The 12,252-nt window shown below is 71.1% G+C and carries 12 protein-coding genes; 2 read left to right on the top strand and 10 right to left on the bottom strand.

The genetic code is table 11. From position 1 onward, the window contains the following. Window positions 1-2,175, top strand: a complete 2,175-nt coding sequence (locus CRP50_RS05060) for an ATP-binding protein (RefSeq protein WP_097277908.1) — start codon at window positions 1-3, stop codon at window positions 2,173-2,175. An 11-nt stretch (window positions 2,176-2,186) separates the two neighbouring features. Here the strand turns inward: CRP50_RS05060 and CRP50_RS05055 are convergent, their stop codons facing one another. The 3 genes from CRP50_RS05055 to CRP50_RS05045 all read right to left on the bottom strand — a co-directional run bounded on the left by CRP50_RS05055 (window position 2,187) and on the right by CRP50_RS05045 (window position 4,664). Next, the gene (locus CRP50_RS05055) at window positions 2,187-3,155 is read right to left on the bottom strand and encodes a pseudouridine synthase (RefSeq protein WP_245913375.1); all 969 of its coding nucleotides are present in this window, start codon (window positions 3,153-3,155) and stop codon (window positions 2,187-2,189) included. Further along, entirely contained in the window at window positions 3,152-4,204 is a 1,053-nt protein-coding gene (locus CRP50_RS05050) for a lysine-2,3-aminomutase-like protein (RefSeq protein ID WP_097277907.1), read from the bottom strand. Before CRP50_RS05050 ends, CRP50_RS05055 begins: the two co-directional genes overlap by 4 nt. Before the next feature lie 112 nt (window positions 4,205-4,316). Next, window positions 4,317-4,664 carry an HPF/RaiA family ribosome-associated protein gene (locus tag CRP50_RS05045; RefSeq protein WP_097277906.1) on the bottom strand — a complete coding sequence of 116 codons (348 nt, stop codon included), beginning with the start codon at window positions 4,662-4,664 and terminating at the stop codon, window positions 4,317-4,319. Window positions 4,665-5,216: 552 nt separating this feature from the next. Here CRP50_RS05045 and CRP50_RS05040 point away from each other — a divergent pair. Further along, complete coding sequence (locus CRP50_RS05040) at window positions 5,217-6,317, top strand: porin (RefSeq protein ID WP_097277905.1); 1,101 nt, start codon at window positions 5,217-5,219, stop codon at window positions 6,315-6,317. Window positions 6,318-6,666: 349 nt separating this feature from the next. Here CRP50_RS05040 and CRP50_RS05035 read toward each other — a convergent pair whose 3' ends face one another. The 7 genes from CRP50_RS05035 to CRP50_RS05010 are packed head-to-tail and all read right to left on the bottom strand — an operon-like array spanning window position 6,667 to window position 12,199. Further along, the gene (locus tag CRP50_RS05035; RefSeq protein ID WP_176525033.1) at window positions 6,667-7,347 is read right to left on the bottom strand and encodes an ABC-type transport auxiliary lipoprotein family protein; all 681 of its coding nucleotides are present in this window, start codon (window positions 7,345-7,347) and stop codon (window positions 6,667-6,669) included. Window positions 7,348-7,378: 31 nt separating this feature from the next. Continuing rightward, on the bottom strand, window positions 7,379-8,365 hold the full coding sequence (locus CRP50_RS05030; RefSeq protein ID WP_097277903.1) for an MlaD family protein: 987 nt from the start codon (window positions 8,363-8,365) through the stop codon (window positions 7,379-7,381). Beyond that, complete coding sequence (locus tag CRP50_RS05025) at window positions 8,362-9,225, bottom strand: ABC transporter ATP-binding protein (RefSeq protein ID WP_097277902.1); 864 nt, start codon at window positions 9,223-9,225, stop codon at window positions 8,362-8,364. Before CRP50_RS05025 ends, CRP50_RS05030 begins: the two co-directional genes overlap by 4 nt. 20 nt (window positions 9,226-9,245) lie before the next feature. Further along, on the bottom strand, window positions 9,246-10,049 hold the full coding sequence (locus CRP50_RS05020; RefSeq protein WP_097277901.1) for an MlaE family ABC transporter permease: 804 nt from the start codon (window positions 10,047-10,049) through the stop codon (window positions 9,246-9,248). Further along, a complete protein-coding gene (locus tag CRP50_RS05015) occupies window positions 10,049-10,378 on the bottom strand; it encodes an STAS domain-containing protein (RefSeq protein WP_097277900.1) in 330 nt (109 codons plus the stop codon). Before CRP50_RS05015 ends, CRP50_RS05020 begins: the two co-directional genes overlap by 1 nt. A 43-nt stretch (window positions 10,379-10,421) precedes the next feature. Continuing rightward, window positions 10,422-10,877 (bottom strand): ATP-binding protein, encoded by a 456-nt coding sequence (locus tag CRP50_RS25970; protein ID WP_245913374.1) that lies wholly within the window; start codon window positions 10,875-10,877, stop codon window positions 10,422-10,424. Next, entirely contained in the window at window positions 10,874-12,199 is a 1,326-nt protein-coding gene (locus CRP50_RS05010; protein WP_245913373.1) for a PP2C family protein-serine/threonine phosphatase, read from the bottom strand. The genes CRP50_RS25970 and CRP50_RS05010 overlap by 4 nt, the downstream gene beginning before the upstream one ends. Window positions 12,200-12,252: the final 53 nt, after the last annotated feature.

Raw genomic sequence — 12,252 nt, 5'->3', positions numbered from 1 at the left:
ATGCCGCGCCGCCTTGCCCGCACCCTGCACAGCACCCCGGCCGCCTTCCTGGTGGGCGGGCTGGCGCTGACGCTGCTCATCTGGGTGATCGGCGGCGGCTTCGCCTGGCATTCGCGCGGGACCGAGCTGGAGCGGGCGCGCGCCATGAGCCGGGGCGTCGCCGAGACGTTGGCCTTCAACGCCGCCGCCACCCTGCAGAACATCGACGGTGCCCTGACCAGCCTGACGGCCGAGTTCGGCGCCAACTGGGCGCGCTACGAGTTCGAGCGGTTCCGCGCCACCGGCATCCTGCGGGCCGGCATGGCGGGCGCGCCGGCGGTGCACGAGTCGGTGGTGGTCGACGCCATGGGCCGGGTGCTCCACCGCAACGTCAGCCCCGAGCCCGACAGCCGCGCCTTCGCCGACTGGCCGACCTTCCAGTGGCACCGCGAGAACCGCAGCCTGTCGCTGCGCCTGTCCCTGCACGAAGGCGGCGGGCCGGCCACCCGCACGCCGGAACTGGTGGCGAGCCGCCGCCTGAGCGCGCCGGACGGACGGTTCCTCGGCGTCGTCCTCATGGTCCTCGACCGCGGCTACCTGGAGGCCGAGCTGCATGCCGGGCGGCTGTGGCGCGGCGCCCTGGTCGGCCTCTACGACGACGCCGGCCGCGTGCTGGTGGGCACGGCGCCGGCCGCGGAGCTGCCGCCGCTGCCCGACGTGATGTCGGCGCGGCTGATCGGCCTGACCGGCGGCGGACAGGCCTACGGAGTCGTCGGCATTCCGCGCAGCGCCGCCGACAACGCCGGCGGGCCGGACGCCCTCGCCGCCTTCGCGCCCGTCGGCAGCCTGCCGCTGGCCGTCGGCCTGGAGGTGCCCGAGGCGGAGGCGCTGGAACGCTGGCGCGACGACACCATCCGCTTCTCGATCCTGCTGGTGGTGCTGACGCTGGTGCTGGTCATCACCGCGCTCGCCCTGCGCGGGGCCTTACGCGAGATTTCCGCCAACCAGCGCAAGGTGGAAGAGAACGAGCGCCGCTTCCGCTCCATCTTCAACAACGCCGGCGCCGGCATCGCCCTGGTCGGCCCCGACGGCGTGGTGGCCGAGATCAACGAGCAGTTCGCCCGCATGCTCCAGCGCGAGCGCCGCGAGGTGGTGGGGCGCCGCCTGCTCGACCTGACCGTGCCGGAAGACGTCGAGGTCAGCCGCGTCAATTCCGAGGGCGTGCGCACCGGCGCCCTGCCCACTGCCCAGTACGAAAAGCGCTACTGCCTGCCCGACGGATCGGCGGTGTGGGTGGAGGTGACGCTCAGCCCGCAGATCGACGTCGCCAACCGCGACCTGTCGCCGGACGGGCCGCGCGGCAGCGTCGTGGTGGCGCGCGACATCACGCAGCGGCGGGCGGCGCGCGAGGTGATCCAGGAAAAGACCCGGGCGCTGGAGCGCTCCAACATCGAACTGGAGGAATTCGCCTACGTCGCCTCGCACGACCTGCAGGAGCCGCTGCGCACGGTGGCGAGCTACCTGCAGCTGCTGCAGCGGCGCTACGGCGCCAAGCTCGACGACGACGCGCGCGACTACATCGGATTCGCCGTCGCCGGCGCCCACCGCATGTCGCTGCTGATCCAGGACCTGCTGCAGTATTCCCGCGTCGGCCGCATGGGGCGCCCGATGCGCCCCGTCGACCTGACGGCGGCGGTGCGTCAGGCGCGGGAGGCGCTGTCGCAGGCGGTGGCCGAGAGCGGCGCCACGCTGACCGTGCCGCCCGACCTGCCGACGGTGCTGGCCGACGAGGCCGAGATCACGCGCCTGTTCCAGAACCTGCTCGGCAACGCCATCAAGTACCGCCGCCCCGACCGCGCGCCCGACGTGCGGGTGACGGTGGAGGACGACGGCGACGCCTGGACCATCGCCGTGCACGACAACGGCATCGGCATCGCGACGCAGTACTACGAGAAGGTGTTCAAGATCTTCCAGCGCCTGCACGGCCGCGACGAATACGCCGGCACGGGCGTCGGCCTGTCCATCTGCAAGAAGATCGCCGAACGCCACGGCGGCCGCATCTGGGTGGAGAGCGAGCCGGGCGCCGGATCGGTGTTCCGCGTCTCCCTGCCCAAGCTGGAAACCGCCCTCGCCGCTGCCGCCACCGCCGCCGCCGAAGCCGCCGAGACGCCCCCGCTGGAGCGCGAGTCGGCGTAACGGGGCGGGGCTCAGCCCGGCGGCAGCACGTCGCGCCGGGCGACCTCGCGCCACTGGCCGGGCGGCAGATCGCCGAGGGTCAGGCCGCCGATGGCGACGCGCACCAGCCGCAGGGTCGGATGCCCCACCGCCGCCGTCATGCGGCGGACCTGGCGGTTGCGGCCTTCGGTCAGGGTGATGCGCAGCCACGTGGTCGGGATGTGGCGGCGCTGGCGAATCGGCGGGTCGCGCGGCGGCAGGTCGGGCTCCGCGTCCAGGCGCTCGACGCCGGCCGGGCGGGTGGTGTAGCCGCGCAGCTCCACGCCCTGGCGCAGGCGGTCCAGCGCCGCTTCGTCGGGCACACCTTCCACCTGCACCAGATAGCTGCGGGCGTGGGCGTGGTGCGGGCTCAGCAGGCGGTTGATGAAGGTGCCGTCGTTGCTGAGCAGCAGCAGGCCCTCGCTGTCCATGTCGAGCCGGCCGGCGGCGTAGACCTCCGCCGGCAGGCCGAATTCCGCCAGCGCCCGCTGGCCGCTTTCCGCGGTGAACTGGCTGAGCACGCCGTAGGGCTTGTGGAAGGCGATGTAGCGCGGCGGGCCGACGTCGCGCGGCGGCCGGGCGGGGGCCGCGGCGGCGCCCTTGGGCGGACGGGCCTTGGCGCCGGCGCCGCGGTGGCGGGTGACGGCGGCGCCTTCCTCGCGCTCGGGCGCGGCGGGGCTGCGCACCACGCGGCGGCGCGGTCCTTCCTTGGCGAGGCCCTGCTGACGGATGACCCCGCCGCCGCCGGCCCGCGTCTTGCCCGCCGGCTCGGCGGCGCGGGCGGGTTCGGCCTTGCGCGGCGAGGGCGCGGCCTTGGCCGAGCCCGCCGCCTTGTCGCGGCTCTTGCCCTTGGGATCGTCGCGGTCCGCCTCGGCGCCGGCGGCGCGCATGGCGCGCTTCACCGGATCGCGGAAGCTGCGGCCCTGCCCGGAGGCGGCGCGGGGGCGGCCCTGGCGGTTCATGGCGTCTCTCCTGGTGCGGGCGGATAACGGTGCAGGCGGCCCGACGGGTCCTCGACGAGGCAACCGGCCGCCCCGTCGTCGTGGTGCAGGTGGTCCGGCGTCATGGGCACCTTGCCGTGACCGCCGGGAATGTCCAGCACGTAGGTGGGCTGACATAGGCCCGAGATCGTCCCACGCAACCCTTTCACCAGCGCCCGGCCGGCGGCGAGGTCGACACGGAAGTGGCCGGTGCCGGCGGCGAGGTCGGGGTGGTGCAGGTAGTAGGGCTTGATGCGGTTGCGCACCATGGCGCGGAACAGGTCGGTCAACGTCTGCGGATCGTCGTTGACGCCCCGCAGCAGCACCGTCTGGCCGACCAGCGGGACGCCGGCCTCGGCCAGCCGCGCCACCGCCGCCCGCACCGGTGCCGAGAATTCGTCGGCGTGGTTGGCGTGCACGGCCACCCACACGGCGCTGTCGCGCGGCGTGCGCAGGGCCGCCACCACCTCGTCGGTCACCCGCTCGGGGTCGTGCACCGGCAGGCGGGTGTGCAGGCGCAGGACGCCGACGTGCGGGATGGCATCGAGCCGCGCCAGCAGGTCGGCGAGGCGGCGCGGGCTCAGGACCAGCGGATCGCCGCCGGTGAGGATGACCTCCCACACCTCCGGGTGCGCCGCCACGTAGGCGACGGCGGCGTTCAGTTGCTCGGCCGGCAGCAGGCCGTCGCCCTGGCCGACCACGGCACGGCGGAAGCAGAAGCGGCAATAGGCGGCGCACACCCCGACGGGCATGAGCAGCACGCGGTCGGGATAGCGGTGGACGATGCCCGGCACCGGACTGTGGGCGGCGTCGCCGATGGGGTCGGCGCGTTCCTCGGCCGTTTCGTCCAGCTCGGCGGCGGTGGGCTGGAACTGCCGCGTCACCGGCCCCGACCCGTCCGCCTCGGCCGCCATGGCGTCGAGCAGATGGGGCGTCAGCCGCACGGCATAGCGGGCGGCGACGCGCGCCAGCGCATCGTCCCCGGGCGCGGGGGCGTCGAAAGCGGGGGAACGGCGGGGCTCTGCGGTCAACGGCGGTCCGATCGGGGGTCCGGAACGGGCGAGGCGGCCGTCGCCGGCCGCCTCGGTGAGAGAGGATTGTGGGGCGCGCGGCCCCGATGTCAAGGCGCAGGCGCGGCGGCGGTCAGGCCGGAACCTCCTGCACGCGGTTGGGGCGGCTCTTGCGGTCGCTCACGAACTGCCGCATGGCGGTGTCGAAGGCTTCGCGCACGGCGCGCACCACGGCCTGCCCGGGATCGTGCCGGCCGACCACCTCTTCGGCGGAAATGCTCTTGGTGCCGCGTCCGCGCAGGCCGGCGACGAGGGCCACCTTGACGGTCGGCGTGCGGGCGGTGTGGTCGCGGCTCAGCGTCACGCGACAACTGGTGATCGCGCCGCAGGCGTGGCCGAGCTTGGCCGCGCGTTCGCGCACGTAGTCCTCCGTCGCCTCCGACGGCTGCAGATCTATGAAGCGGATGTCGATGGGAAACATGGTCCACCCCTTTTTCGTGGAACCTCTACACCCCCATCATGTGACCGTCGGGGCCTTCGGATCAACGGTACGAAAGACAGGGGTTGCCCTGCGAACTTCGCGGGTCTCGCCACGCCGGCCGCCGGGCGACCATTGAAGAGCGCGGCGGCGCCCCCACCTGTCGGCGTGCCCTTCCTGCACCGGCGAGGCGACCGTCCCCCGCTTCGCAGGTGCACACCGCCCCGCTCCGTCCCCCCCGATGGAGCGGGGCTTTTGTTTGGACGTCGCGTCATCGGCGGTTCTTCCTGTTCTAAAGGCGTAACCCAAAGACTTTTCTAGGTGAAACCGCGTCACGAGTACAGCTTAAAGTACTGGTATTTTCGAAGAGGTTTTTTGTTGCAGAGTCGCCACATAGTACAGAAAAGCCACGATCGAAAGACTGACTCAGGTTGACCCTTCGCTGGATTGGCCCGTACCGTCTCGGTCGTCACGAGCCTTTCGGTCGGCTCAACGGCCATTCGGCTTCTGCTTTCGGTTGACAATTTTGTCATGAATTTGTTGAGGAACACGGACATGAAGAAGGTTCTGCTCGGCACCTCCGCCCTGATCGCGGCGGGCCTCCTGGCCGCCCCGGCGTCGGCCGCCGAAAAGATCAAGCTCGGCATCGGCGGCAAGCTCGAGTCGTACTTCGGCGTGGTGTCGCAGGACGACACCGCCGGCTACGACCCGACCATGACCGGCATCAACACCGACACCGAGGTGTACTTCACCGGCGCCACCACGCTCGACAACGGCCTGACCGTCGGTGCCGTGATCCAGCTGGAAGCCGAAACCGACGCCGCCACCAACGCCGACGAGCAGTACGCCTACATCGAAGGCGCCTTCGGCCGCATCATGGCCGGCCAGAAGGACGGCGTGCTGAGCCAGTTCGCCCACGAAGCGCCGCAGTACGGCCTGGCCGACGACGACGTCGCCGCCTTCTTCGCGCCGGGCAACCAGTTCGGCAGCGGCATCTCCTACTTCCAGGGTGTCGACACCACGCTGGCCGGCCAGGACAACTCCAGCATCACCTACATCTCGCCGAGCCTCGCGGGCTTCAGCATCGGCGCCACCTACATGCCGAACCCCTCGGGCGGCATGCAGGCGAACACCGTCGCCAGCTCCGTCGCAACCGCCAACCAGCACGACCAGTGGGAAGTCGCGGCCGCCTACAACGGCGATCTGGGCGCTGTGAACGTCGGCGTCGACGCCGCCTATCTGCACTCTTCGGGTGACGACATCGTCGGCGGCGGCAGCATCGAAGACGCCACCGCGTGGCGCGCCGGCCTCGTGCTCGGCTTCGCCGGCTTCCAGGTCGGCGGCGGCTACCTGCGCCAGGACGACGTCGGCGGCGTCGACGACGCGCAGCAGACCACCTGGAACGCCGGCGTCGGCTACAAGACCGGCCCCTACGGCGTGTCGCTGGTCTACCTCGCCTCCGACGGCGAAGCCCCGAACGACGACGAGTCCGAGTACCGCCAGGTCTCGCTGCACGGCTCCTACGCCATGGGCCCGGGCGTGACCCTGGGTGCCGCGCTGTTCTGGGCCGAGGGCGAGTTCGACCGCGCCGTCGGCGCCGATCCGGAGAGCGTCGAGGGCACCGGCGGCGTCGTCGGTCTGCAGCTCGCGTTCTAAGAGAACCGCCGCGCAGAGCGGGAGAGGGCGGCCTTGGCCGCCCTCTTTCCCGTGCCTGAACAATAAAGATGTAGTATAAAGGCAGTCACCGCCACGACGTCGGCAGGACTGCCCTCGTACATTTCCAGGTTCGGAGAAGTATTTCTCCGAAATATCCGACCGCAGAGGTTGACATTTCCAGGTGCGGACGGTAGACAAGAAGGGTCATACACGAGCATTCCTTCTCTCGTGTGACATCTTCTCTCGCAAGGAAGATCCGGTTGCCGAAAGCCGGCTTCGGGCGGCTCCGGTGCTCAGGCACCGGGGCCGTTCGGGTTTTCGGGCGTCGGCGCGCCGGCCGGCCGGGGCCCTACCGCCGCGGCCGGCCGAGCGGACGGTCGCCCGGCGGCGGGAAGCTGGCCGCCCGCAGATCGGCCAGGAAGCGGCCGTAGATGGTTTCCACGCCGCGGTTCAGCGCGCGCGCCCCGGCCGCCACCGTGCCGTCGTCCACCGGCACCGTTTCCTGATAGGCCCGGTTCAGCACGATGGTCTCGCCGTAGCCGTCGGTGACGGTGAGCGTCATGCCGACGCGCGCGCTCTGCACCCCGGCGTCGCTGCCGCTCGGGCCGATGAGCTCCAGGCGATCGACCTGGCCGCGCACGATCCACTCCGGCCGCTGGCGGTAGCCGGGCGTGACGACCTCGCCGAAGGCGCCGGAGGTGCGGAGCGCACGCACCATGGCGTCCTGCAGGGCACGGGCCGGGGCCTCGCTCCAGAAGTGATAGGCGTATTGCTGCAGCTCGGTGCCCGAGGTGGTCCACAGCAGCGCCCGCTGGTTCAGCACGCCGCTGACCTGGACGTTCTCCACCAGCACCGTCCCTTCCGCCACGGCCCCGCCGCCCGGCCCGACCGGCGGCTCGACGGTCAGGCGGTAGAAGTGGTCGGCCGGGGCCGGTTCGGCCAGGGAACAACCGGCGAGCGCGAGGGTGGCGCCGGCGGCGAGGCCGAGACGCAGCAGGTGGCGGCGCGGGAGCGGGGCGGTAGGGAGCATGGTGGCAGCGCCTTCCTCTTCGTCTTCGCGATCAGCGGCCGGTGCCGGGGCCGCGCTCCGGCACGTCGCGGGACCGCAGAATGAGGCTGGGGTCCTGGCGGATGGACTGGCTGAATTCCAGCATGTTGCGGCTGGTGGCATCCAGATTGTAGGTGATGGTGTCGATGTCGCGCGCGATGGTGCCCATGGTGTAACGCAGGTCCTGCATCGCCTCGTTCACTTCGTCGCTGTTGTCGGAGACCAGGGTGTCGATCTGGGCGATGACGCCGCCGATGTTGCGCCGCATCTCCACCAGTTCGCTCGCCAGCGTCTTCATTTCCTGGCTGGCGCCCTCGGCATTGCGGATGGTGGCCGAGATGCCGCGGATGTTCTCCGGGCTCAGCACCTCCTCGTTGAGGCCGCGCGCCGCCTCCGTCAGGTTGCTCAGCAGGTCCGGCGAGCGGCGGGCGAAGTCCTCGGTGATGCTCTGCACCTGCCGCAGGATCTCGGGCGCCTGTTCGGCGAGCGGGCCGTTCACCGCGCCGATGGTCTCGTTGAGGCTGTTGAGCAGCGGCTCGATGGAGCTTTCCGACAGGTCCTGGAATCCGGCCGCCACCTCCGACAGGGTGGCGAACAGGTTGGTCGGCGCCCGCCCCGGGATGCGGCTGCCCGGCTCCAGCGCCACCGGGCTGTCGCCGCCCGAGATGTTGACGACCACCCCGCCGAGGAAGCCGCTCGCCATGACGTCGGCGCTGGAATCCTGCGGGATGGGCCAGCCCTCGGCGATGGACATCTCGACCCGGAAGCGCATGTTGCCGTTGTCGCTCAACGGCTCGATGTCTTCCACCTGGCCGACGGGATAGCCCTCGTACATCACCTGGGTGCCGTACTTCACGCCGCTGACGTTGCCGTAGACGGTGTAGTAGGAGTCGGTCGATCCGGTGCGGCCGGCCAGGAGCGCCAGCGCCGCCACCAGACCGACGACGGCCGCCAGCACGAAGGCGCCGACGATGGCGTAGTTCAGTCCGCTGGTCCTCATGACTGGCTTTCTCCGGTCAGGCGCCGCAGGTACTCCTCGGGGTCGAGCACCTCCTCTTCGGTGCGGCGGTTGAGCAGGTTCTGGATGCGGGGATCGGGGTTGGCCTTCACCTCGGGCACCGAGGCGATGGTCAGCACCGCGCCCTTGTCGAGCACGCAGATGCGGTCGGCGATCTTGAAGGCGCTTTCCAGCTCGTGGGTGACCACCACCACCGACATGCCGGTGGCGGCCCGCAGGGACAGGATCAGGTCGTCGATGGCCGCCGCCACCACCGGGTCGAGGCCGGCCGAGGGCTCGTCGCAGAACAGGATGCGCGGGTCCATGACGATGGCGCGGGCGAGCGCCGCCCGCTTGATCATGCCGCCCGACAGTTCCGCCGGCATGAGGCGGTCGAAGCCCGACAGGCTCACCACCTCCATCTTCATGCGCGCCATGATCTCCATGGTCGTGCGGTCGAGGTCGGTGTGCTCGTAGAGCGGCAGCATGATGTTGTCGAGCAGGTTCATGGAGCTGAACAGCGCCCCGCCCTGGAAGGCGACGCCCAGCTTCTTGCGGATCTCGGTGTATTCGCGCTCGCTGATGCGGGTGATGTCCTTGCCCAGCATGCGGATGGTGCCCGAGGTCGGCTTCAAGAGCCCGAGCAGGTGGTTGAGCAGCGTCGACTTGCCCGAGCCCGAGCCGCCCATGATGACCAGGATCTCGCCCTGGCGCACGGCGAGCGACACGTCCTTCAGGATCTTGCGGTCGCCGTAGTGGGTGACCAGGTTCTCCACCTCGATCACCGCCTCGCGCTCGTCGAGCGGGATGCCCTCCAGCTCGGCGGCGGTGGGCGGGCGGCGGGTGGCGGCGGGTTCGGCCATGATGCTGTCCTCCCTCCGCCTCACCGCGTCGTCACGAAGACGAACACCATGTCGGTGATGATGATGGCCGAGATGGCATGCACCACCGACCGCGTCGTCATGCGCCCGACGCCTTCCGCCCCGCCGGTCACCGAGATGCCGTTGATGACGCCGACCAGCACGATGAGCAGGGCGAACAGCACGCTCTTGCCCAGCCCGTGCAGCAGATCGGGCACCTGCACCGCGTCGACGACGTCGAAGCCGTAGGCGGCCAGCGTCTGGCCCAGCTCCACCGAAATGTAGAGCCCCGCCGCCAGCAGCCCGATGAAGTCGGCGTAGAGCGTCAGCGCCGGGATCATCACCAGCGCCGCCAGCAGCGGCGGCGCCACCAGGAAACGCACCGGGTTGATGCCCATGACGGTCAGCGCGTCGATCTCCTGGCTGATCTTCATGGTGCCGAGGCGCGCCGCCAGCGCCGAGCCGGAGCGCCCGGCGACCAGGATGCCGGTGATGAGCGGCCCGAACTCGCGCACGATGGACAGCGCGACACCCAGCGTCACCTTGCTCTCGGCGCCGAAGATGCGCAGGGAATAGATGCCCTGGATGGCCAGCATGATGCCGATGGTGCCCGACATGATGGTGACGATGGGGATGGCGCGGATGCCGATGTCCGTCGCCTCCTTCACCACCGCCGACAGGCGCACCGGCTGGCGCCGGGCGCGGCCCATCAGGGTCCACATCAGCGCCTGGCCGAGCAGGACCGCGCCGAAGCCCAGCTCCGACATGCCCGCCGCGACGGCGCGGCCGATCCGTTCCAGGACCCCGATGGCCTTCGCCTGCGCCATCAGACCGCCGCCAGCGCGTCGTCCAGGGTGGCGCGGATGTCGAACACCTTGTCCAGCCGCGCCAGCTGCATCACCCGCAGCGCCGCCGGCGACACGGCGCACAGCACGAAGGCGGTGCCCTGCTTGCGCGCCGTCTGGTAGGCCTCGACCAGGCTCGCGATGCCCGAACTGTCGATGTAGGAGACGCCCGACAGGTCGACCACCAGCGGCGCCTTGGCGCCCAGCGCATCGAGCAGAGCCCGCCGCACGGCCGGCGACCGCTCCAGGTCGACCTCGCCCGACAGCTGCGCCACGCGGGCGCCGCCACGGCTGGTGATGTCGACGGTCATCGGATCGTTCCCCCTGCTGCGCACGAAAACCCCATCGCTGTTTCTACCCTTCGTCGTCGGCCTTGGCAAAGCGCTTGACCATGCGGAAGAGGTTGCCGGCACCCTCCGGCGGCTCGGCGAACCCGGCCTCCTCGCACAAGGCCTCGATGAAATGAACGCCCAAGCCGCCCGGACGCACGTCGTTCAGATCGCGGCCGCGCACCCGCGCCGGGTCCACCGGCGGCGCGAAGTCGAGGATTTCCGTCACCACACCGTCGCCGGCCGGGCTGCGGGACAGCGTCACCACCAGGTCGCCGGAGCCACCGGCATAGCCGTGCCGCACCACGTTCTGGCAGGCTTCGTCCACCGCCAGCACCAGATCGTCGGCCCAGGCCTCCGGCGCGCCGGCGATCAGCGCCGACTCGCGCACCACCCGGCGCACCAGGCGCAGGGAACTCGGCACCGCCGGCACCCGCAGGCGGGCGAGCAGGGCGGGATCGTGGGGAGCTTGCCGGATCATCGCGGACCGCCGTGTTCCACCACCAGGATGGTCACGTCGTCGCGCAGCGGCCGGTCGGGCCGCCGCACGCGATCCAGCATGGCGGCGAGGCGCTGCGGCGGCGGCAGGCCGCGAACGTCGCGGATCAGCCGCCGCGTGCCGTCCTCGCCCAGCGTGGCCCGGCCCTCGGCCTCGGTATAGGCTTCCGTCAGGCCGTCGGTGAAGACGTAGAGCGCGCCGTCGCCGAGGTCGATGTCGTGTTCCGGGTAGCCGTCCCAGCCGACGATGTCGTCGGCGATGCCGAGCGGCGGCGCGAGCGCCGGCACGGCCAGGAACTCGTCGGCCCCGGCGGGCAGGAACAGCGGCGGCTCGTGCCCGGCGTTGGCGATGCGCACGCGGCCCGACCAGATGTCATAGAAGCCGGCGACCATGGTGACGAACATGCCGTGGCTGCCGGTCTCGCACAGCTCGGCGTTGACGGCGGCGAGCAGGCGGCCGGGGCTGGCGATGGTCTTGGACAGGCAGCGGAACAGGCTGGCGGCCTTGGTCATGAGGATGGCGGCGTTCATGCCCTTGCCGGCGACGTCGCCGAGGGCGAACCAGATGCGGTCGCCCGGCGCTTCCTCCACCACGTCGAAGAAATCGCCCGACACCAGCCGCGCCGGCACGTTGACGCCGTGCACCGGGTAGTCGGGGGCTGCCTCGCCGGGCAGCAGGCTGCGCTGGATCTCGGCCGCCAGCGTCAGTTCGTGGCGGCTGCGCTCCTGCTCCACCAGGCGCTGGGTGAGGCGGAAGTTGTCGATGGCGAGCGCCGCCGAGCCGGCCAGCACCTCGAGCAGGGTGCGGTCGTGCTCGTCGAACAGGCCGTCGCCGGAGGCCTTGTTGATGATCTCGATGGCGCCCAGCCGCTCGTCGCCGAGGGACAGCGGCGCCACCAGCACCGACTTGGTGACGAAGCCGGTCTCGGCGGCGATGTCCTGGCCGCCGAAGTCGGGGTCGCGGCGGGCGTCGCGCACCATCTGCGTCTTGTTCAGCACCACGGCGCGCCCGACGATGCCCTTGCGCAGCGGGATGCGCAGGCCGGTGACGTCCACCGGCCCGAAACAGGCGGCGCACACCAGGTCGTGCCCCTCCTCGTCGATCAGGAACAGCGACGACGCCTCGGCGCCGAGGAAGGTGGTGATGCGGGCGAGGCCGTGGCGGCTGACGGTCTGGCTGTCGCGCGAGGCGGAAAACTCGCGCGTCATCTCCGCGATCAGCGCCATGTGATTGGCGAAGACCTCGCGGTCGCTGGTCATGAGGTCGCCCGCGGCTTCCGGCGGGCGGCGGTCGTCGTCGCTCATGGCCCTCATGATGGGGGCTGGGCCGCCGCCTGTCACTACCCGGACGGAAGGAC

It is taken from the genome of Caenispirillum bisanense, assembly GCF_900230255.1.
GTDB classification, from domain to species: domain Bacteria; phylum Pseudomonadota; class Alphaproteobacteria; order Rhodospirillales; family Rhodospirillaceae; genus Caenispirillum; species Caenispirillum bisanense_A.
This window is presented reverse-complemented; position numbering and strand designations above follow the sequence as displayed.

Bases quoted from the DNA above. Each gene is read 5' to 3' on its own strand.
- CRP50_RS05035 (WP_176525033.1), bottom strand. From the start codon at position 7,347: ATGCTCCCTACCGCCCCGCTCCCGCGCCGCCACCTGCTGCGTCTCGGC.
- CRP50_RS05020 (WP_097277901.1), bottom strand. From the start codon at position 10,049: ATGGCGCAGGCGAAGGCCATCGGGGTCCTGGAACGGATCGGCCGCGCC.
- CRP50_RS05010 (WP_245913373.1), bottom strand. From the start codon at position 12,199: ATGAGCGACGACGACCGCCGCCCGCCGGAAGCCGCGGGCGACCTCATG.
- CRP50_RS05045 (WP_097277906.1), bottom strand. From the start codon at position 4,664: ATGTTTCCCATCGACATCCGCTTCATAGATCTGCAGCCGTCGGAGGCG.
- CRP50_RS05030 (WP_097277903.1), bottom strand. From the start codon at position 8,365: ATGAGGACCAGCGGACTGAACTACGCCATCGTCGGCGCCTTCGTGCTG.
- CRP50_RS05060 (WP_097277908.1), top strand. From the start codon at position 1: ATGCCGCGCCGCCTTGCCCGCACCCTGCACAGCACCCCGGCCGCCTTC.
- CRP50_RS05055 (WP_245913375.1), bottom strand. From the start codon at position 3,155: ATGAACCGCCAGGGCCGCCCCCGCGCCGCCTCCGGGCAGGGCCGCAGC.
- CRP50_RS05025 (WP_097277902.1), bottom strand. From the start codon at position 9,225: ATGGCCGAACCCGCCGCCACCCGCCGCCCGCCCACCGCCGCCGAGCTG.
- CRP50_RS25970 (WP_245913374.1), bottom strand. From the start codon at position 10,877: ATGATCCGGCAAGCTCCCCACGATCCCGCCCTGCTCGCCCGCCTGCGG.
- CRP50_RS05040 (WP_097277905.1), top strand. From the start codon at position 5,217: ATGAAGAAGGTTCTGCTCGGCACCTCCGCCCTGATCGCGGCGGGCCTC.
- CRP50_RS05015 (WP_097277900.1), bottom strand. From the start codon at position 10,378: ATGACCGTCGACATCACCAGCCGTGGCGGCGCCCGCGTGGCGCAGCTG.